Source organism: Ruegeria sp. CDSC051, from assembly GCF_059610665.1.
Window position 1 is genome coordinate 402,329 of record NZ_JBXWOC010000001.1, and the last position, 20,769, is coordinate 423,097.

The window sequence follows — 20,769 nt, forward strand, 5'->3', positions numbered from 1 at the left end:
TACTCTTCGGAACTTTTCGATGAGGTGAATATTTAACCTCAGTCTGTATTGTGCCTATACCGATATCCGAAACGCTATTGATACACATCACTTTGTTTACGAAAAAATTTATATGGCTGAACCTGTTATAAAAATTGTCGAAGGCCCGTCCCCAACCCAGAAGGGGGTTAGCGAGGCTATAACTGTTGGCCTCGCGGGGGTTCTTTCAGCGGGAAGTGTCGCTGCAGACATTATGCCATTTGATCGCGAACAGTTGTTTGGCGTAATGCATTTTCGCCTCCAGGAAGCGCTGCAGGCGCAACGCAGGGCGCGTTGGTTCGGTGGAAAAATTTACAATCGATTTTCAGGGCAAGATCCCAATTACGTTCTGTTTTCGGGAACTCATCTGGGTCAAACATTGGCGCTTGCCCGGATTCAGACGCCAGATTTTGTGGTCCCGCGTGGGAAATATTTGCTGCGGCTAGATTATGTAAAAGAAGCCTACGAGAACTTGAAACAAGAAAGGAAAGGTGCGCCTGTCTAACGCACCGCCTCAATCGGCCCCTCTGCACTCCCGCTGATGAACTGCTCCACATAGGGATCACCCGAGGCATCCATCTGACCCACGGGACCGGTCCATTGGATCACGCCTCCGTGCAGCATGGCGACGTTATCGGCAATCGCGCGGACCGAGCTCATATCGTGGGTGATGGTCATCGCGGTGGCGCCCATTTCGGTAACGATCTCGCGGATCAGGTCGTTGATGACGCCGGACATGATGGGGTCAAGGCCGGTGGTGGGCTCATCGAAGAAAATGATTTCGGGCTCGGCGGCGATGGCGCGGGCCAGGCCCACGCGTTTTTGCATGCCACCCGACAGCTCGGCCGGGAACCGGTCGGCAACATCGGCTTTTAGGCCCACGCGGCGCAGTTTCTCGATGGCGATCTCGCGCGCCTCGTCCACGGGACGTTTGAGCGAACCGCGCAGCAGGCGGAAGGCGACGTTTTGCCAGACGGGCAGCGAGTCGAACAGCGCTCCGCCCTGAAACAGCATTCCGAACCGGGCCAGAAAGGCATCGCGGTCGCCTTTGGTGGCGTCTTTACCGTCTACATAGACCGTGCCGCTATCGGGTTTGATCAGGCCAAGAACGCATTTCAGCGCCACCGATTTGCCTGTGCCCGACCCGCCGATGATGACCATCGAGGTGCCCTTGGGGATCTCAATATTGACGCCTTTGAGGACCTGATTGGACCCAAAGGCTTTATGTACATTCTCCATCCGGATCATATCGAGAAGAACACCCCTGTCAGAACGAAGTTTGCAGCCAGAATCATGATTGCGGCAGCCTCGACCGAAGATTTGGTCGCAGCGCCAACGCCCTGCGCGCCCCGGCCCGAGTTCATACCGTAGTAACAGCCCATGGTCGCAGTGATCAGGCCAAAGGCCGCGCCCTTGGTAAGCGAGGAGACGATGTCATGAAATTCGAGGAAATTCATGGTGTTTTGCAGGTAGGCCGCGGCGTTGAAGCCCAGGCTTTGGGTCGCCACGATATATCCGCCCGCAATGCCGATCACATCGCCAACCGCAACTAGAATCGGCACTGTGATGACGGCGGCCAGCACCCGCGGCGCGGTGAGGTATTTCATCGGATGGGTGGACAAAGTTACCAGCGCGTCGATCTGCTCGGTCACTTTCATGGTCGCGATTTCGGCGGCGATGGAGGATGTGACCCGCGCCGCAATCATAAGACCGCCCAGAACAGGCCCAAGCTCGCGCACCATGCCAATCGCTACGATTTGTGGCACCACAGCTTCGGCATTGAAACGCGCACCACCTGCATAGATCTGAAGCGCCAATGCACCGCCGGTAAATATCGCCGTCAGGCCAACCACCGGCAGGGACATCCAACCGATATTCATCAGAGCGACCGCAAATTCGCGCGGATAATAGGGGGGGCGGAAAATATGTGAAATCGCGTCTGCAAAGAACAGAGCGACCTTGCCGAAATTTGCAAGCAAAGACAGGGCTGTACGTCCCAACCCGCCCAGCATTGAAAGAGGGTTCATTCGATATAGCCCCGAGAGTAGCGTGCGCCTAGCGATGTCAAAATTTCATACCCGATGGTGCCTGCGGCCTCGGCCAGATCATCCACTGTCTGATGCCCGTTCAGAATGCGCAGGCGTTCCGGATCCTCGGGCAGATCCGTTACGTCGATGGTGATCAGATCCATCGAGATCCGGCCAACAACGGGGCAGGGCTGGCCTCCTACAAAGGCGTCGATGCCACCGCCGATTGCACGATGCAGCCCGTCCGCATACCCGGCCGCAACCGTGGCAATACGGGATTTGCGCCGCGCGACCCAGCTGTTGCCGTACCCCACACTTTCGCCGGGATCGACCTCGCGCACCTGAATGACCGGAAGGTCGACGGTGACGACGGGTTTCGCATCGGCAAAGGGTTGTCCGCCATACATCCCGATGCCGGGACGGCAAAGGTCGAAGTGATAGTCGCTGCCCAGAAGGATACCGCCGGTGGCCGCAAGCGATCTGGGGGCCGCACTTCCATCGGTCAATTCGTGGAACACGCGCAGTTGGTGGCGATTCATCGGGTTGTCAGGCTCATCCGCACAGGCGAGATGCGACATCACCAGCGACGGATTAAGCGGCTCAATCTCGGTGCGCAACGCGGCCCAGTCCGCAGGCTCAATCCCCAAGCGATTCATGCCGGTATCCAACTGGATTCCAAAGGCGTGTTCAGGCAAGGCCTGACGATGGCGGCGGAACTGTTCGGACGAATTCAGCAATGGCGTCAAATTGTGTTGGAGCAGTAGGTCGCTGTCGCCTTCCATATGCCCGGAAAAAACACTTATCGTTGCGTCGGGCCCGACAGCCTCGCGCACGGCAGCGCCTTCTTCGGCAGCCGCGACAAAGAAATTTCTGACACCTTCTTCAGCAAGTGCGGCAGAGACAGGACCAGCGCCCAGGCCATAGGCGTCGGCCTTGACCACGGCACCCGTTTCACAGGACGTCTTTGCATCAAGCGCCTGCCAGTTGCTGGCCAGCGTATAAAGATTGATCGTTAAGCGTGCAGTACTCATGCGTCTGTTCATGACATTGGATCGCGTCAGGTCAAGGGGGGTCGCAGCGATAATTGACCTGTACGTTGCGCATAACGGCACCTTGAGGCCGGGAAGCGGGTTGAAACAGCGTAAATCTGCGTATTGAACATCTGAGGGCGCCAAATCACTATTGTGCGCACATCGTGGTCAACCATGATCGGGTCAAGGTGATCGTTCACTAATGCCCAAAGGGGCCTGTTGGGATGAAAACATGATTGAACTCTCGTTTGGGTACAAAAACCAGACCAGTAGGTTGCCTGATTTCTTTTATGATGTGTTCTCTGCCTCTGAGGGGGGCGAGGAAGGACAGGCCATTCAATCTTTGATCAGGGAATTGCTGAAAACCGAGCCCGATCAGGATCTGCAGGGATGTGTTGCGACTGATGGGGGCGATCTTCTGGGATGTATCATATTCTCGCGCCTGACCTTTGATCAGGATCCGCGACGGGTGTTTCTGATGTCGCCCGTGGCCGTGCGGACGGATCGGCAACGGGGTGGGGTCGGGCAGAAGCTGATCACCTTTGGTCTGGACCAACTGCGGGCCCAAGGCGTCGATTTTGCAATAACCTACGGAGACCCGTCGTATTACGGCAAAACCGGTTTCCTGCCCATTTCTGAGGCATTCGCGCAGCCGCCAATGCCGCTTAGCCAGCCGATCGGATGGCTAGGGCAATCTCTGTCTGGTTCACATGCTGATCCGATAGTGGGGCCGTCACGCTGTGTCAGCGCGTTTGACCGACCTGACCTTTGGTGACGGTCAGTAGCCTTCGATCTGACCGTCCTGCTGCCAGGGTTTGACGAGGTTCCCAAAGCGGGTGAACTGTGCTTCGAAGGACAGCTCGACCGTACCGATGGGGCCGTGGCGCTGTTTGCCAACGATTACTTCGGCCTTGGCGTGCAGGCGTTCCATGGCCTGCTTCCACTCTTCCATCTTCTCCAACTCATGATCGCCGGGCTTTTCACGTTCTTTGTAGTATTCCTCGCGGAACACGAACATCACCACGTCGGCATCCTGTTCGATCGAGCCTGATTCCCGCAGGTCGGACAGTTGAGGGCGCTTGTCGTCTCGGTTTTCAACCTGTCGGGATAGCTGAGACAATGCGATGACCGGGATGTTCAGTTCCTTGGCAATGGCTTTCATGCCCATCGAAATCTCAGCGATTTCGTTGACGCGGTTTTCGGCCATGCCGCGACACAGCTGCAGATAGTCGATCACCAGCAGGTCCAGACCGTGGGTCCGTTTCAACCGCCGCGCACGGGCGGCAAGCTGCGAGATCGGCAGGGCCGGGGTGTCGTCAATGAACAGCGGGCAGGCTTCCAACTCCTTGGCTGCATCAACAAAGCGGCGAAACTCACCCTCGGTCATGTCACCCTGGCGGATCTTGTGGCTCGAGATTTCCGAGGCTTCGGCCAGAACCCGGCCCGCCAACTGCTCGGCGCTCATTTCCAATGAGAAGAACCCGACAACGCCGCCGTCAATCGCGCCTTCGGTGCCGTCGGGTTTCAGCCCGCGCTTGTACGCTTTGGCCACGTTGAACGCCACGTTTGTCGCCAATGAGGTTTTCCCCATCGACGGACGCCCGGCCAGAATGATCAGGTCTGACGGGTGCAAGCCACCCAACTGCTTGTCCAAATCGGTCAGACCGGTGGAAATCCCGGCCATTCCACCACCGCGCTGATAGGCCTCGTTGGTGACGTTGACAGCCTCGGTGACCGCCTTGAGGAAGGATTGAAACCCCTGTTCAGTCTGGCCTTGTTCAGACAGCTGATACAACTGCTGTTCAGCCTCGACGATCTGTTCCTTGGGCTCGCTCGCCACATCGACCCGCGCCGCCTTGTCCGAGATATCGCGGCCAAGCCGGATCAACTCGCGCCGGATGGCAAGATCATAGATCATCTGGGCATAGTCATGCACCGCAAACGCGCTGATCGAGGCCCCGGCCAGCTTGACCAGATAGGCCGGACCGCCCAGTTCCTTCAGGCCTTCATCCTCGGCCATGAAAGATTTCAGCGTGACGGGCGAGGCCAGCGCGTTCTTGGCGATACGGGTCGCGGCGACCTCGTAAATACGCGCATGGACCGGATCATAGAAATGCTCGGCCCCGATGATCGAGGCGACCCGGTCATACAGATCATTATTGGTTAGGATCGCACCCAGAAGCTGTTGTTCAGCCTCAATAGAATGCGGCATGGTATCGGCGTTTTGGATCTGTGCCGCTGCCTGCTCGATGCTGCTTATCTCGTTCATTTTGTCCCCGCTGCCCGTCCCGAGGTTCTATACGCGAAACGCCATTGCAAGCTATCTGGAAATACCTGTGGCTAACTGGGGGTAAGGCCTAGGGATAACTTTCCAGACAGTTTGGACGATGTGGTGTGCTTGGCCTATTATGTAGGAAAGCGGGGAAAAGTCACCAGATATCGTATATGCTCAGCCGATTCTTTGGCGCTTATCCCCAATCCATCCACAACAGGTTTAGGAAGGTTTATTGGCCTCTTGCCAGCCGCGCGGGTCGTTCAGGAAGGCTTCGACACCGTCAAGTGTTTCCGTATCAAAGGCTTTCTGTGCTTTGGCCTCGGCCAGAACATCCCACCAGGTGCACAGCGAATGCAGTTTCACCCCATGATCGCCCAGAGTTTTCTCGGTTTCCGGAAAGATGCCATAATAGAAGATCACCGCCGTATGCCCGCAGGTCGCGCCGGTTTCGCGGATCGCATCAACGAAGGACAGTTTGGATCCGCCATCGGTGGTCAGATCCTCAACCAGCAACACACGCTCACCCTCGTTCATCGCGCCTTCGATCCGGGCGTTGCGGCCATAGCCTTTGGGCTTTTTACGCACATATGTCATCGGCAGGGCCATGCGTTCAGCGACCATCGCGGCAAAGGGAATGCCCGCAGTTTCGCCGCCAGCGATATTGTCGAACGCTTCAAAACCCGCATCCCGCATCACTGTAACGGTCAGGAAATCCATCAGAGTAGACCGGATGCGCGGGTAAGAGATCAGCTTGCGACAGTCGATATAGGTCGGGCTGGGCAGGCCGCTGGCCAATGTGAACGGCTCGCGCGAATTGAAGTGAACGGCCTTGATCTCCAGTAGCATCCGCGCGGTCAGACGGGCGATTTCGGTGCTGTCGGGAAAGGAACTGGGGATCATGGCGGGACCTCTGAGCTGAAAAACCTTCGGGGCTGATAGCCTGCTGCCGCCGTCAGAGTCGAGAGGGCAGGCAAAAGAAAAGCGGGCCCGAATGGGGCCCGCTGTCAGCTTGCACAAAGTGATGCGCTTAGCTGCTCATGTCATAGGCGCGTTCGCCGTGGACCGACAGGTCAAGGCCGTTGGTCTCGGTCTCGGCATCCACACGCAGCGGCGTGATGGCTGAGACCAGCTTGATCAACACAAAGGTCACCACCGCGGTAAAGATACCCACGATTGCCAGACCGCCCAGCTGTGCGGTCCAGGTACCCATGCCGAACAGGGCGATCATGATTGTGCCAAAGATGCCGCCAACGCCATGCACCGCAAACACATCAAGCGTGTCGTCGATGTTCAGCTTGTTGCGGATGATAAAGACCGCTTCCTGACACAGGATGCCCGCCACGCCGCCAATGATCAGCGCCTGAACCGGGCCGACAAAGCCCGACGCCGGGGTGATCGAGGCCAGACCAGCGATGGTCCCGGTCACAAGACCCACCATCGAGGCTTTGCCAAAGCGGATTTTCTCCCACAAGGCCCAGGTCAGGGATGCAGTGGCCGCCGAAAGATGCGTCACGGTCATCGCCATCGCCGCACCACCATCTGCCGCCAGTTGCGAGCCGCCGTTGAAGCCGAACCAGCCGACCCACAGCATCGCAGCGCCGATCATGACATAGCCTGGATTATGCGGGGGCGTTGTGCGGTGAAGGCGCGGGCCGAGTACGACAGCAATGATCAAAGCGGCCAGACCTGCCGTTTCATGCACCACGATGCCACCGGCGAAATCTCGCACACCAGTCTCGCCAAAAATGCCGCCATCGCTCAGCATTCCGCCGCCCCATATCCAATGGACCACGGGCGCATAACACAGCAGCATCCACAGGGCAGAGAAGGTCAGAACAAAGCCAAAGCCAACCCGCTCGACATAAGCACCGACGATCAGGGCGGGGGTGATAATGGCAAAGGTCATCTGGAAGGCAAAGAACAGAATTTCGGGCAGGGTGCCGGCCAGGCTGTCGGCATCAACACCATTCAGAAAGGCCTTGTCCAACCCGCCCCAAATCCCGCTTTCACCGGGGCCGAAGGCGATGGAATATCCTGCGACCAGCCAGAGAATGCTCATCAAGCAGGCGATGCTAAAGCAGTGCATGAACACGCTCAGCACGTTGCGGGCGCGTACAAGGCCGCCATAGAAGAGGGCCAGGCCCGGAAGTGTCATGAACAGGACCAGTGCGGTTGCTACTATGATCCAGGCGGTATCGGCTCCATTCATCAGCCACTCTCCTTTTCAGAATGCGTGGCGGGGCTTGAAGCGGATTGCGACTGGGGAAAAAAGAGGCAGAGCCCAAAAAAGCAGCCTATTTCAGGGGCCTTTTTTGAAGAGTTGATTAATTGGGCGTCAAATTGTCGAGCATGCCCGATTATTGGGCAGTGCTGAAAAGTGCCTTTGACAGCAGTGCCAGCGCGTGATCCCGCGCAGCGCGGCGCACCCGATCGCGGCCCAATGCGCCGAATTCGACGGTTTCTGTCATGGGTGGGATGCCGTCACCGGCCACACCAAAACATACCCGGCCTTCGGGTTTAAACTCGGACCCGCCCGGGCCTGCAATGCCGGTAACCGACACTGCCAGATGCGCCTGTGAATTCCGCAAGGCACCCTCGGCCATTTCGCGCGCGACCTGTTCAGAAACCGCGCCATGGGCATCCAATGATTCCTTGCGGACACCCAACATTTGCTGTTTGGCAGTATTTGTGTAGGTCACAAAACCGCGCTCAACGACCGCAGAGCTGCCGGGGATGTCGGTCAGAGCCGCAGCGACCATCCCGCCAGTGCAGCTTTCGGCGGTGGTGATCATCACCCCTTTCGCTTTGGCGCTTTCTAGCAGGTCGGAAACGGTCACAACCCCAGAACTCCGTGGCTGAACCCGGCGGCCAACATGATGCCTATGGCCGCGAATACCCCGGCAATCACATCGTCCAGCATAACGCCCATCGGATCACCGCGCCGGTCGGCCCAACCCACGGGGCCGGGTTTCAGGATGTCGAACAGGCGGAACAGTACAAACCCAGTTACCCAACCTGGCCACAGCGCCGTAATGTCGATCCCGTGCGCCCAACTGGGATAGGATATCGCCCAAAGCGCGAGGAACTGACCTGCGACCTCGTCAATCACAATCTCGGAAGGGTCGTGGTCTTCTTGCCCGGCGGTCATCACCCGCGTGGCCCACAGACCGCCGAAAAACACTGCGACTGTCGCGACCACCAGTAAGGGGAAACCGCCCAGAGTATGCAGAACCCATACCAAGGGCAGGGCAACCAAAGACCCCCAGGTGCCGGGGGCGGGTCGCAGATATCCGACGCCACAAACAGTGCCAATCAGTTGTGCAACGGTCATGATTTCACCAAACAAGCTGTTGCAATAGAAGCAATTCCTTCACCACGCCCGGTAAAACCCAAACGCTCGGAGGTTGTGGCCTTGACCGAAATCTGATCCTGGCGCAATTCCATGATCTTCGCCATCTCTGCCCGCATGGCCGCGGCGTGAGGCCTGACCTTGGGGTATTCGCAGACCAGCGTGCAGTCGACATTCGAGATACGATATCCCATCTGCCCGGCCAACTCGACCGCGTGGCGCAGGAAAATTTCGCTTGCCGCGCCTTTCCATTGGGGATCTGAGGGCGGAAAGTGCTGTCCGATATCCCCTTGTGCCAATGCTCCGTAAATCGCATCGGTGACTGCGTGCATACCGACATCCGCATCAGAATGGCCCTGAAGCGATCGGTTATGCGGAACTTTGATACCGCACAGGAATACGTGATCCCCGTCACCAAAACGATGCACGTCGTAGCCATTCCCCAGCCTTACATCCATATCCGTTCCCAATATGCGTTCCGCCCTGGCAAAATCCTCGGGTCGGGTGATTTTCAGGTTGTCCGTATCGCCCGGCACGATGCAGACGTCCAGCCCGGCGGCGCGCGCGACTTCCACGTCATCCGCTGAACCTCCGGGATGCGCGGTGTGGGCAGCGACGATTGCGTCATAGTGAAATCCCTGCGGGGTTTGCGCTGCATGCAACCCGGATCGATCCTGCGTGCCAGTGACCATAGTGTCGCTTGCTGTCCACAAGGCGTCCGTCACCGCAAGGCCAGGTGCGGCACCGGGGAAATTGTCCAGAGCGGCCAGAACGGCACCAATGATCTCGGTGCTGACACAAGGACGTGCGACATCGTGGATCAAGACGCGGGTCACATTCATCCCGTTCAACGCCGACAACCCGCTGCGCACCGATCCTGCTCTGTCTGACCCGCCTTCAGCGAGGATCAGACCGGCGCTTTCAAATTCTTCCCAGGCGGGGGCATCCTCCTTCGACAGCACAAGAACGATGTGATCGACTTGCCCGCGAAATCGGTCGATGGTCCAGTCGGCCACCCGACGACCTGCCAGATGGCGCCACTGTTTTGGTGTGCCGCCTCCGGCGCGTTGACCGCGTCCTGCGGCGACAATGATAGCTGCGGTCGTCATGTGTCGTGCTCTCCGACGAGTTAAGGGCAATGTTTAGGGTGCGGTGAAAGCAGAGGCAATCACTCGGTTTCATCTGCTTAAAAAATAGGCAAACGATGATTTTGCATGCTTGTTCATGGCGGTTTTGTTGTTCATATGCACTCAATTCGATATCAAAGCTGCAACTGCTCAAGGATTAAGCACGTTGACTCTGCGACTTGCCGACAAAGATTTGAACCCGCCCGTACTACTGGCGCCCATGGCCGGAATCACTGATCGCCCGTTTCGCGATCTGGTGATGCGCTTTGGTGCCGGTATGGTGGTCAGCGAAATGGTGGCTAGCCAGGAAATGGTGCAGGCCAAACCCGGTGTGCGCGAACGGGCCGAGCTGTCTGCGGATGTGGAAAACACTGCTGTCCAGCTTGCCGGACGCGAGGCGTATTGGATGGCCGAGGCGGCCCGCCAGGTCGCTGATCGGGGTGCGCGCGTGATTGATATCAATATGGGCTGCCCGGCTAAGAAGGTGACAAATGGATATTCGGGCTCGGCCCTACTGAAGACGCCTGACCACGCGCTGACATTGATCGACGCCGTTGTCAGCGCCGTGGACGTGCCCGTGACGCTGAAAACCCGGCTGGGATGGGATGACAAATTGCTGAACGCGCCCGATGTGGCAAGGCGGGCGCAGGATGCGGGAATACAAATGGTAACGATCCACGGTCGCACACGTTGCCAGTTCTACAAAGGGCATGCCGATTGGAGCGCAATCCGGGCGGTCAAAGAAGCGGTCTCGATTCCGGTGATTGCGAATGGTGACATTGTTGATTCTGGCGCTGCACGCATAGCGCTGGATCAGTCCGCCGCCGATGGGGTCATGGTTGGGCGTGGGGCGCAGGGTAAACCGTGGCTCCTGGCGCAGATGGGGCATGAGTTATACGGGGCAGAGGCGCCAATCATTCCCGCTGGTAGTGATCTGATCGACATGGTTCGTGCCCATTATCAGGCCATGCTGGGGTTTTATGGTTTGGATCTGGGCCTGCGCGTCGCTCGCAAGCATCTCGGCTGGTATATGGATGAGGCTGGAACACCGGCCCCGTTGCGCCGGGCGGTGCTGACATCGCGCAACACGGATGAGGTGATGCACCTGCTGAGTGTTGCGCTTGACAGTGATGCAGAGGTGGCGGCATGACCTCGGATCACAGCATCTGGACCTCGCTGCCCGTTCCTGCCTTTGTCATAGATGCAGATGACCGGATCGCAGACATAAACTCCGCCGGTGAAGGGTTCCTGAATGCCTCACGCAAATCCGTGATCGGGCATCCCGTCTGGGATCAGATTGCCGTGGACGCTCCATTAGAAGAAGCGTTTCTGAGAGCGCGTCAGCACGGTACGCCACTATTTGTAAACGATGTGGATGTAGGGTCAGGCAACCGTGCTCCGTTGCAATGTGCGCTTCAGATCGCGCCGCTTGTCGGACACCCGGGGTCAATGATCATGATCATCACGCCGCGTGAACTTGCTGGGCGTATGACCCGTGGAAACACAGTGAAATCTGCTGCGCAATCGGCGATCGGCATGGCCGAGATGCTTGCGCATGAAATTAAGAACCCTCTGGCAGGAATTACCGGCGCGGCGCAGCTTCTCAGCATGAATATCTCGCAGCAAGATCTTGAATTAACAGATCTTATTGTCGAAGAGAGTCGTCGTATCGTAAAACTGTTGGAGCAGGTTGAACAATTCGGAAATCTCTCTGAGCCCGATTTCAAACCGGTCAACATACATGACGTGCTGGATCGGGCACGGCGGTCGGCCCTGTTGGGTTTCGGTGCCCATATGACGATCATCGAGGATTACGACCCGTCGTTGCCACTTGCTTATGGCGACCCGGATCAGTTTCTGCAGGTCATCTTGAATTTGTTAAAGAATGCCTCGGAAGCCGCTGACCCTAAAGGGGGAACCATACGTTTAAGGACGTATTTTGAACATTCTTTCCGCCTGCGACGCAGCGACGGGTCAGGTCATTCTCTGCCACTGCAAATCGAAGTGACCGATGACGGCCCCGGTCTGCCGGAGAAGATTCGGGGCGAGATATTCGACCCGTTTGTGTCGGGCAAGGAAAACGGCACCGGCCTGGGGCTGGCGCTGGTCAGCAAGATCATTTCGGACCACGACGGCTGGATTTCGGCCGAGTCGGTTCCGGGACGAACGGAATTTCGCATCTCTCTGAGGCGCGCGCCGCGTGACGCGAAATAGTCAATAAATCGCCGGAAAGAGCAAGAATAAGGAAAGCACCTGATGGATGGAACAGTACTGGTTGCAGATGACGACCGCACAATTCGGACCGTTCTGACACAGGCCCTGACACGCGCTGGGTGTAAGGTGCATGCAACCTCGTCGTTGACCACTTTGATGCGTTGGGTGGCCGAGGGCAAAGGCGACGTGGTCATATCCGATGTAGTTATGCCGGATGGCAATGGGCTCGAGATGTTGCCAAAAATCGCACAGGACCGACCGGGATTACCGGTCATCGTGATTTCGGCGCAAAACACGATCATGACGGCGATCCAGGCAGCCGAGGCGGAAGCTTATGACTATCTGCCGAAACCCTTCGACCTGCCGGATTTGATGAAGCGTACCGCGCGCGCGCTGGAACAGAAACAGCGCACGCCGTCAGATGCCGGTAACACGTCCCAAGAGCGTCCGGAAGAGCTGCCTCTGGTGGGGCGGACACCAGTGATGCAGGCGCTGTATCGCTTGGTGGCGCGGGTGATGAATACCGATCTGTCGGTCATGATTTCGGGCGAGAGTGGAACGGGCAAGTCGTTGATCGCCAAAGCGATACATGATTTTTCCGATCGCAGGACGCTGCCATTTGTAACGGCCACTGCCGCCGACCTGCTGGATCTTGAAGGCCCGGCGCGCGTCATGGCACGGGTGCGGGGCGGTACGCTGCTTATCGACGAGATCGCGGATATTGATGACGAATTACAGGCGCGTCTCGTTCGGATGATGGACACTCCAGGCGATCATGTTCCTCGGTTCATGGCTACGAGCCAATCGGACTTGACCGAAGCCATGGAGAACGGGCGCGTCCGGCAAGACCTGTATTATCGCCTTTGCGGTGCGACAGTGCATGTCCCGGCCCTTCGCGAAAGGGTTGATGATATCACCTTGCTTGCGGATCATTTCCTGGCGCGTGAAGAACGCGAACATGGCGCGAAACGCTGGTTCAGTCCGGATGCGGTCGAGCTGGTACGGCGCTATTCCTGGCCCGGAAATGTACGGCAGCTTGAAAATGCGGTCCGTCGATTGAGCCTGACCAGCCGCGCCGATGAAATCTCCAAAACCGAGGTCGAGTCGGTGCTTGGCAGCCAACCCGAAGCCGAGCCGGTGCTGGGCAATGGAGAACGCGAAAAGCTCTCGGCTTCGGTCGAACGCCACCTGCGCCGCTATTTCGATCTACATGGAAATATGTTGCCACCTCCGGGTCTGTATCAGCGTATTTTGCGTGAGGTTGAGGCGCCTTTGATTGAACTGGCCCTGGATGCGACTGGGGGAAATCAGGCAAAATGTGCTGATCTTCTAGGGATTAACCGGAATACGCTGCGCAAAAAGATAACAGAGCTCGATATTCAGGTGACACGGCGGCGCAAACTGATGTAATATCGCCACACAAAGCGTGGCATCCGGGTTTCGACCGGGCAACGACCACGACATATGGCGGTAAGTCGCGCAAGCGGCACATCAGGATGAGGGCAGACGGTGGCAACCCGAGCACAGAGCGGGCTGATTTTATCAGTCAATCGGTGGCGAAAATCCCGAAGGCTGCGCAATTTTGGAACTTTGGGTCTGGTTTTGCTGGGCCCGGTGCTGGCTTTGACCACCTATCTGGTCATTGGTCCATTCGATCTGGGGGCAACCGCGCCCTCATTGCGCCTGATCCTGCTTGCGGATCTGGTCTATGTTCTCGTGGTTGCGGCGCTGGTTCTGGGTCAGGTAGGCAACCTGATCGCAGCACGCCGGGCCAAATCCGCGGGGTCCCGTTTGCACCTGCGACTGATCGGAGCCTTCACACTGTTGGCTCTGGTGCCGACTGTCACGGTTGCAATCTTTGCCGGTCTGACGGTGAATATTGGTCTTGAGGGTTGGTTTTCCGACCGCGTAAGGCAGGTTGTCGGATCCTCGCTTACTGCTGCGGAAGCTTATGAACAGGAACACCGAGAGGGCCTGACGCAGGACGCCGTCGTATTGGCGCTTTTTCTGGACAATGCCCGGACGCGTGATTTCTATATTTCCGATGCTGAACTGCGAGAGGTTCTGGCGCAAGGGCAGGCGCAAATCCAGCGCGGTCTGCGTGAGGCCTATGTCATTGATGGAAATGGTGAAATCCGATCCCGGGGGGATCGCTCTTATCTGTTCAACTTCGAAAAGCCGACCTCTGAACAGATGGCCCAGGCGACTGAGAATGAATTGCTGATCATTGCCGATTGGCAAAACAGTGAATTTCGGGCGCTTGTGCCTTTGAAGGCTTATCTTGATCGGTATCTCTATGTCAGCCGGGAAGTGGACGGGCAGTTGCTGACGCTGCTGGACGATACCAAGGAAACAGTTCAGTTCTATCAACAGCTTGAAAGTGAACGCGGACGAGTATTGTTTGAATTCGGCCTGCTTTATCTGGGTTTTGCCGTGATCCTGATCCTGGCTGCAGTGTCGCTGGGAATGTGGTTCGCCGAGCGTCTCTCGCGCCCGGTTGGACGCCTGACCACCGCTGCGCAGCGTGTCGGGGCAGGCGATCTGGGCGTTCAGGTTATCGAAGAAGCCACCGATGACGAAATTGCGATGCTGGGCCGTTATTTCAATCAGATGACCCGACAGTTGAAAGGGCAGCGCGATACCCTTTTGGAGAACACACGGCAGATCGAACGCCGGCGTCGGCTGTTCGATTCGGTTCTGACCTCGGTCACATCCGGTGTTGTTGGTGTCGACCCCGATGGTTGCGTGACGTTTGTGAATCGATCCGCCGAACGCCTGTTGGATTGGTCCCGTGGAGAGGAACATCTTGCCATTGGCATTGCGGTGCCCGAATTCATGCCTTTGTTCGAAAGCCTCAAGGACAGCGGGCAAGAGGCTGTGCAGGGTGAAATCAAAGTCACGCGAAAAGGCCATTTGGAAAACCTGTTGGTCCGCATGGCGATCCGCCGCGGCGAAGATGGCGGGCTTGAAGGATATGTGGTTGCCTTTGACGACGTGACCGATCTGGTCAGTGCACAGCGAATGGCAGCCTGGGGTGATGTGGCGCGCCGCATCGCACATGAGATCAAGAACCCCTTGACCCCGATCCAGCTGAGCGCCGAGCGGATCAAACGAAAGTTTTCGTCCAAACTGGATGAGGATGATTGCGATATCCTTGTATCCATGACTGATGTGATCGTTCGCCAGACGAATGACCTGCGGCGGATCGTGGATGAATTTTCAAAGTTTGCGCGCATGCCGGAACCGGATCGGCACGAAGAGAATCTGGTGGGGTTGGTGCGCGAGGCTGTTCTTTTGCAGCAAGCCGGTCAGCCGGATGTCGAAATCGAAGCGATGCTTCCAGATCAGCCGATTTCAGGTGATGTAGACGCAACAATGCTGAATCAGGCGCTGACCAACCTGATCAAGAATGCAGGCGAAGCGATTGAAACACTGAAACAAAAAGGGGCACCTGAGAACCTCAAGCCTCAGATCAAGGTTACTGTGATCGGCGACGATGCGGGCACGGTAATTACCATTGCCGACAACGGTATCGGCTTGCCGGAAGATCGTGCTCGGCTGTTTGAGCCTTACGTGACCACACGCGACGAGGGCACCGGGTTGGGGCTGCCGATCGTCAAAAAGATTATCGAAGAACATGGCGGGGTGCTGACACTTGAGGACGCCCCCGTATTTGACGGACAGGACCATTTTGGCGCAATGGCCGTGATCCGTTTGCCCGGGAGCAATATTTCCTCAAATTCAGCGCCGAAAAAGCAGGCAATTGATACAAACAAACTGAAAGCAGGCCAAAGATGAGCGACATTCTGATTGTAGATGACGAGCGTGATATTCGCGAGCTTGTGTCCGATATTCTCGAGGACGAAGGCTATTCTACCCGGCTGGCTGGCAACTCGGACGAGTGTATGGCAGCCATCAATTCCGAACCCCCGGGGCTTTTGATCCTGGATATCTGGCTGAAAGACAGCCGGATGGACGGGATTGATATTCTGAAGACTGTAAAGCGCGACAACCCAGACATTCCGGTGGTGATCATTTCGGGCCACGGGAATATCGAAATCGCTGTCGCTGCGATCAAGCAGGGGGCGTATGACTTTATTGAAAAGCCCTTTAACATCGACCAGCTGATGGTTGTGATCCGCCGCGCGATGGAAACCTCGCGCCTGCGCCGCGAAAACGCCTCGCTAAAGCGGAAAGAGGTCACAAGCTCGGATATGATCGGCAAATCGGCCTCGTTCCGGGCAATGCAGAGCCAACTGGACAAGGTAACCAAGTCCAACGGGCGTGTGATGCTGACAGGCCCTGCCGGTTCAGGCAAGGAAATCGCCGCGCGCTATATCCATGCAGAATCGAACCGGGCAAATGCGCCCTTCGTGACCGTGAACTGTGCCGGGATCGAGCCGGAGCGCGTTGAAGAGGTTCTGTTCGGCCGTGAAACCACCGAACGCGGGGTTGAGGCAGGCCTGTTGGAAGAGGCCCATGGTGGCGTCGTCTACTTTGATGAAGTGGCAGATATGCCCATGGGAACCCAGTCAAAAATCCTGCGGGTTCTGGTTGATCAACAGTTTCAACGGGTTGGAGGTACCGACAAGGTCCGGGTCGACCTGCGGGTGATCTCTTCGACCAATCGTGACCTTGATGCAGAAATCGCCGCTGATCGTTTTCGGGAAGAGCTTTACCATCGTCTGAATGTTGTGCCTATTTCGGTGCCTTCGCTAGAAGATCGGCGCGAGGATATTCCGGTTCTTGCCGAGTTTTTTATTGAAATGTGCAATGAATCCCAGGGCCTGCCGGTGCGCGAGATTTCAGACGAAGCTGTCGCGTTGCTGCAGACCATGACCTGGCCGGGCAATGTGCGTCAGCTTAAGAACCTGATCGAACGGGTACTCATTCTGGGTGACGGTACGGGCCCGATCGAAGCGCGTGAGCTGCCAAACGAAGAAGAAAAAGCCGATGAATCAGGTCGCGTCGTGCTGTCCGGGGCATTGGCGACCTTGCCGTTGCGCGAAGCTCGCGAGGCGTTCGAGCGTGAATATCTGCTGACCCAGATCAACCGGTTCGGGGGCAATATCAGCCGCACCGCCAGCTTTGTCGGCATGGAACGCAGCGCGCTTCATCGTAAGTTGAAATCTCTGGGCGTAGTGACCTCGAACAAATCGGGCGCGCGGGTCGCGCAACTGGACGAGGCTGAACCGGCGGAGTGATCCGCCGGCCTTTACCCTGCCTGACCTGGGGTAATGATCTGAAACGTTCCGTTGTCGAATTTGACGAAACATGAATCGGTGCTGAGCGGTGGCAGCTGTGTTGTTGGGAGCGCAGCAACACGCGACTTTACGCCCTGCTTGCAAGGCGGAAGGCTGACCGGGCGATAGCCTTTCTGCGCCATGCATTGTGCTTCCAGCTTGTTGCGCAGCCCTTTGTTAACATCGACCGTATAGATCTGACCGGGCTGCCACCAGCCTCCGGTGCGATGACACCTTCCCCGACCATCGCAGTAGGTGCGACCTGGCCAATAAGTTGGTGCCCCTTGTCGCACCTGATTGGCAACGGGGGCGTCTTTGAGGGACTGAACCTGACATCCAGTCGTTTCCGACTGCATTTGCGAAACTGTCTCGCCCTCTTGATAATACAGGGAAAGCGGCCCACACGCAGTTAGCAACAGAGTCAAAGAAATCGTGAGAGCTATTGTTTTCATACGCTTACCTTGCCTCAGCTTTGCTTGTGTTACAAACTAATTGACCGTCTGGGGGGCATCTGTCATTCAAAGATTTCAGGCAGAAGGGCCAATAGCATGAAGGTCATCATTTGCGGTGCGGGTCAGGTTGGCTGGCAGATTGCACGGCATCTTTCAGGCGAGTTGAACGACGTTACTGTGGTTGACAACAATCCTGATCTGGTGCGACGGGCGACCGAAACCTTGGATGTTCAGGGGATTGCGGGATTTGCAAGCTATCCGGATGTTCTGAACCGAGCGGGCGCGCGCGATGCGGATATGATTATTGCTGCCACCCATTCGGACGAGGTGAACATGGTCACCTGTCAGATGGCACATTCGGTTTTCTCCATTCAGCGCAAAATCGCCCGGCTTCGGTCGAAATCCTATCTCGAGGCGATTCATTCGGATCTGTATCGCCGCGATCACCTGCCGATTGATGTGGTGATCAGCCCCGAGCGCGAGGTTGCCGCAGCGGCGATGCGCCGGTTGTCTGCCCCATCCGCATTTGACACCGAGATGTTCATGGACGGCAAAGCGCAGTTGCTTGGCATACGCATCGCCGAGGATTGCCCGATCGTGAACACGCCATTGCGGCAACTGACCGATCTGTTTTCGACGCTCAGCTCTATCGTGGTGGGTGTCCGGCGCGAGGGTACGCTGTTTGCCCCGGAATCCGAGGACCAGCTGTTTGTCGGTGACGAATGCTATGTCTTTAGCAATGTCAAAGACGTGGACCGGACGATGGAGGTTTTCGGCAAGGCGCAAAAACGGCAGGACCGGGTGGTGATTGTCGGCGGCGGTAATGTCGGTCTTGAAGTTGCTCGGACTTTGGAAGAACGTGAAAGCCGCGTGCGTGCCAAGATAATTGAACGAGACCGCCACTGTGCGGAAGTGGCAGCCGAAGCGCTTGAGCGAACGATTGTCCTTCACGGTGATGGTCTGGACGCGGCGCTGCTGCGCGAAGCTGGCATCGAACGCGCAGATGCAATGTTGGCCGTCACGGATGATGACCGTGTAAATATGTTGGTTGCCGTGCGTGCCAAGGCCGAAGGTTGTGCTCTGGCGATTGCACTGATCAATGATCCCAGCATGGTTGCCCTGATGGGGCCGCTGGGTATCGACGCCTATATCAACCCCCGCGCCACCACCGTCAGTTCGATTCTGCGCCATATTCGGCACGGACGCGTGCGGCAGGTCTATTCCATCGGCGATGCCGAGGCCGAAGTGATCGAGGCTGAAGTACTTTCAACCTCGCCCATGGCCGGGCAGAGGCTGCGCGACATTGATTTCCCCGAAGGTGTGCTGGTTGGCGCAGTGCGTAAGGGCGATGAGATGTTGCGCCCCACCGGTAGTCTCAGGATTGAAGAAAAGGATGTGGTGGCGATTTTTGCCTTAGCCAAAGACGTGCCCGAGGTGGAACGGCTGATGCAGGTCTCGATCGATTTCTTCTGATGGCGCATGCACGGAAAAAACAGGTTAGCCTCATTCGGCGATTGCCGCTGTTTCTTCTGCTCTGGGGTATTTTTGCTGCCGCTATGTGGATGCCTGCCATATTTGCGCTGGTGCTGGATGATCACGAAACGTCCCGGTCGTTCTTCTATTCCGGGTTGCTGGGGTTGTTCGTGGTCGGGATCATCTCGCTGGCAACATCCAACAGAATGCCGCGCCGAGGGACATTGGGCCAGTTGGCGGTCTTGTTAGGCTGTTTCACCGTATTGCCCTTGTTTCTTGCGATCCCTCTGCATGATGCGTTGGGTAATACGAGCTTTCTGAACGCCTATTTCGACATGGTCAGCGCATTGACCACTACCGGGGCTGATTTGTTTCCTGATCCAGACCGGTTGTCGGCGCCGTTACACCTTTGGCGGGCTCAGGTCGGATGGATGGGCGGGCTTTTGATGTGGATTTCAGCGGCCGCGATCCTCGCGCCGTTGTCGCTGGGCGGGTTCGAGGTGACAGCCCGTGGTCAACCCGGTCGCCCGGTTTCAGGCGTGGCGCAAAGCGAGATGGTAGACCCGCGCGGGCGTCTTATCCGCGTCACGCTGACTTTGACGCCGGTTTATGTCGGGCTGACCGCTGTCATTTGGCTGTTGCTCGTGATCGCAGGAGAGCAGGGCCTGACCGCCATCTGTCATGCGATGTCGACCATGGCCACATCGGGTATCTCACCGGTTGGTGGGCTTGAGGGAGCGCAGGCCGGCGTAACCGGTGAGGCCATTCTGTTTCTGTTCCTGTTCTTCGCTTTGTCGCGGCTTACCTTTTCCTCGGACACAGCTACCTCAGGATATTCGCGGCTGGATAAGGACCCCGAGTTCCGGATCGGGCTCATGATCGTTGCAGGCGTAGCGGCGCTGCTTTTCTTCAGGGTTCTTGCCGGCGTCAGCGAAATTGGCGGCCAGATGGAACCTCTTCAGGCGTTGAGCGTAATTTGGGGCATGATTTTTACGGTCTTGTCATTTCTGACAACCGCGGGGTTCGAAAGTGCAAACTGGGATGATGCCCAGCAAATTTCCGGTCTGGGCACCCCGGGATTGATCCTGATGGGGCTTGCGCTGATCGGCGGTGGAGTTGCAACAACGGCGGGCGGGGTAAAGCTGTTGCGGGTTTTTGCTCTGTACCTTAACGGCGCGCGTGAAATTGACCGTTTGATTTATCCGTCTTCGGTCAGCGGAGTAGGTGGTGGAAACCGCCGCATCCAAAGCGATGGGGCCTTTATCGCTTGGATATTTTTCATGATGTTTGCCCTGACAGCTGCTGTGTTCAATGTGTTGCTTGCTGCCATGGGTACGGGGTTCGAACACGCTATGGTGCTTAGCGTTGCCGCGCTGAGCACGACAGGGCCGTTGATCGAATTGGCAACCGATGTTCCTATCCGATTGATCGACCTTTCGGGCGGTGCCAAGCTGACCATGTGTGCCGCTATGGTGATCGGCAGATTGGAAACGCTGGCGATTATTGCCTTGATCACACCCGCTCTATTGAGGGGTTAAGAAACAATAACCATGCTAGTGA

General features: G+C 57.1%; 19 protein-coding genes. 9 read left to right on the top strand and 10 right to left on the bottom strand.

What is annotated here, in order from left to right:
* Nucleotides 1–112: 112 nt before the first annotated feature.
* Nucleotides 113–523 (top strand): hypothetical protein, encoded by a 411-nt coding sequence (locus AC2FH0_RS02020; RefSeq protein WP_281994537.1) that lies wholly within the window; start codon nt 113–115, stop codon nt 521–523.
* On the opposite strand, the gene AC2FH0_RS02025 is transcribed toward AC2FH0_RS02020, so the two are convergent.
* The 3 genes from AC2FH0_RS02025 to alr are packed head-to-tail and all read right to left on the bottom strand — an operon-like array spanning nt 520 to nt 3,076.
* The gene (locus tag AC2FH0_RS02025; RefSeq protein ID WP_282021912.1) at nt 520–1,266 is read right to left on the bottom strand and encodes an ABC transporter ATP-binding protein; all 747 of its coding nucleotides are present in this window, start codon (nt 1,264–1,266) and stop codon (nt 520–522) included. The two genes, AC2FH0_RS02020 and AC2FH0_RS02025, sit on opposite strands and share 4 nt — an antisense overlap.
* On the bottom strand, nt 1,263–2,045 hold the full coding sequence (locus AC2FH0_RS02030) for an MlaE family ABC transporter permease (protein ID WP_496691147.1): 783 nt from the start codon (nt 2,043–2,045) through the stop codon (nt 1,263–1,265). The genes AC2FH0_RS02025 and AC2FH0_RS02030 overlap by 4 nt, the downstream gene beginning before the upstream one ends.
* On the bottom strand, nt 2,042–3,076 hold the full coding sequence (alr, locus tag AC2FH0_RS02035) for an alanine racemase (RefSeq protein WP_496691148.1): 1,035 nt from the start codon (nt 3,074–3,076) through the stop codon (nt 2,042–2,044). Before alr ends, AC2FH0_RS02030 begins: the two co-directional genes overlap by 4 nt.
* 232 nt (nt 3,077–3,308) lie before the next feature.
* Between alr and AC2FH0_RS02040 the strand changes: the two genes are divergently transcribed.
* A complete protein-coding gene (locus AC2FH0_RS02040) occupies nt 3,309–3,851 on the top strand; it encodes a GNAT family N-acetyltransferase (RefSeq protein ID WP_496788416.1) in 543 nt (180 codons plus the stop codon).
* Between the two features lie 3 nt (nt 3,852–3,854).
* On the opposite strand, the gene AC2FH0_RS02045 is transcribed toward AC2FH0_RS02040, so the two are convergent.
* From AC2FH0_RS02045 to AC2FH0_RS02070, 6 genes are all read right to left on the bottom strand, one after another.
* On the bottom strand, nt 3,855–5,345 hold the full coding sequence (locus AC2FH0_RS02045; protein WP_142633499.1) for a replicative DNA helicase: 1,491 nt from the start codon (nt 5,343–5,345) through the stop codon (nt 3,855–3,857).
* A gap of 225 nt (nt 5,346–5,570) precedes the next feature.
* Entirely contained in the window at nt 5,571–6,251 is a 681-nt protein-coding gene (locus AC2FH0_RS02050) for an orotate phosphoribosyltransferase (RefSeq protein ID WP_142633501.1), read from the bottom strand.
* Nucleotides 6,252–6,378: 127 nt separating this feature from the next.
* Nucleotides 6,379–7,560, bottom strand: a complete 1,182-nt coding sequence (locus tag AC2FH0_RS02055; RefSeq protein WP_496788418.1) for an ammonium transporter — start codon at nt 7,558–7,560, stop codon at nt 6,379–6,381.
* A gap of 148 nt (nt 7,561–7,708) precedes the next feature.
* Complete coding sequence (locus tag AC2FH0_RS02060; RefSeq protein WP_496695626.1) at nt 7,709–8,188, bottom strand: CinA family protein; 480 nt, start codon at nt 8,186–8,188, stop codon at nt 7,709–7,711.
* A complete protein-coding gene (locus AC2FH0_RS02065; RefSeq protein WP_282021915.1) occupies nt 8,185–8,682 on the bottom strand; it encodes a phosphatidylglycerophosphatase A family protein in 498 nt (165 codons plus the stop codon). Before AC2FH0_RS02065 ends, AC2FH0_RS02060 begins: the two co-directional genes overlap by 4 nt.
* Entirely contained in the window at nt 8,679–9,809 is a 1,131-nt protein-coding gene (locus AC2FH0_RS02070; protein WP_496788420.1) for a bifunctional 2-C-methyl-D-erythritol 4-phosphate cytidylyltransferase/2-C-methyl-D-erythritol 2,4-cyclodiphosphate synthase, read from the bottom strand. Before AC2FH0_RS02070 ends, AC2FH0_RS02065 begins: the two co-directional genes overlap by 4 nt.
* 184 nt (nt 9,810–9,993) lie before the next feature.
* Between AC2FH0_RS02070 and dusB the strand changes: the two genes are divergently transcribed.
* From dusB to ntrX, 5 genes are all read left to right on the top strand, one after another.
* Entirely contained in the window at nt 9,994–10,977 is a 984-nt protein-coding gene (gene dusB / locus AC2FH0_RS02075) for a tRNA dihydrouridine synthase DusB (protein ID WP_496788422.1), read from the top strand.
* Nucleotides 10,974–12,041 carry a two-component system sensor histidine kinase NtrB gene (locus AC2FH0_RS02080; RefSeq protein ID WP_496700460.1) on the top strand — a complete coding sequence of 356 codons (1,068 nt, stop codon included), beginning with the start codon at nt 10,974–10,976 and terminating at the stop codon, nt 12,039–12,041. The genes dusB and AC2FH0_RS02080 overlap by 4 nt, the downstream gene beginning before the upstream one ends.
* A gap of 42 nt (nt 12,042–12,083) precedes the next feature.
* Nucleotides 12,084–13,451 (top strand): response regulator, encoded by a 1,368-nt coding sequence (locus AC2FH0_RS02085; RefSeq protein ID WP_282021919.1) that lies wholly within the window; start codon nt 12,084–12,086, stop codon nt 13,449–13,451.
* A gap of 99 nt (nt 13,452–13,550) precedes the next feature.
* The gene (locus tag AC2FH0_RS02090) at nt 13,551–15,839 is read left to right on the top strand and encodes a sensor histidine kinase NtrY-like (RefSeq protein WP_281972011.1); all 2,289 of its coding nucleotides are present in this window, start codon (nt 13,551–13,553) and stop codon (nt 15,837–15,839) included.
* A complete protein-coding gene (gene ntrX / locus AC2FH0_RS02095; protein ID WP_142633520.1) occupies nt 15,836–17,245 on the top strand; it encodes a nitrogen assimilation response regulator NtrX in 1,410 nt (469 codons plus the stop codon). The genes AC2FH0_RS02090 and ntrX overlap by 4 nt, the downstream gene beginning before the upstream one ends.
* An 11-nt stretch (nt 17,246–17,256) precedes the next feature.
* On the opposite strand, the gene AC2FH0_RS02100 is transcribed toward ntrX, so the two are convergent.
* Entirely contained in the window at nt 17,257–17,736 is a 480-nt protein-coding gene (locus tag AC2FH0_RS02100; RefSeq protein WP_281972012.1) for a hypothetical protein, read from the bottom strand.
* Nucleotides 17,737–17,832: 96 nt separating this feature from the next.
* Here AC2FH0_RS02100 and trkA point away from each other — a divergent pair, with 96 nt between their 5' ends.
* Together trkA and AC2FH0_RS02110 are read left to right on the top strand one after the other, a co-directional pair.
* Nucleotides 17,833–19,209, top strand: coding sequence for a Trk system potassium transporter TrkA (gene trkA / locus AC2FH0_RS02105; protein ID WP_142633524.1), 1,377 nt, complete (start codon nt 17,833–17,835; stop codon nt 19,207–19,209).
* Nucleotides 19,209–20,747 (top strand): TrkH family potassium uptake protein, encoded by a 1,539-nt coding sequence (locus AC2FH0_RS02110; RefSeq protein WP_142633526.1) that lies wholly within the window; start codon nt 19,209–19,211, stop codon nt 20,745–20,747. Before trkA ends, AC2FH0_RS02110 begins: the two co-directional genes overlap by 1 nt.
* Nucleotides 20,748–20,769 lie beyond the last annotated feature (22 nt).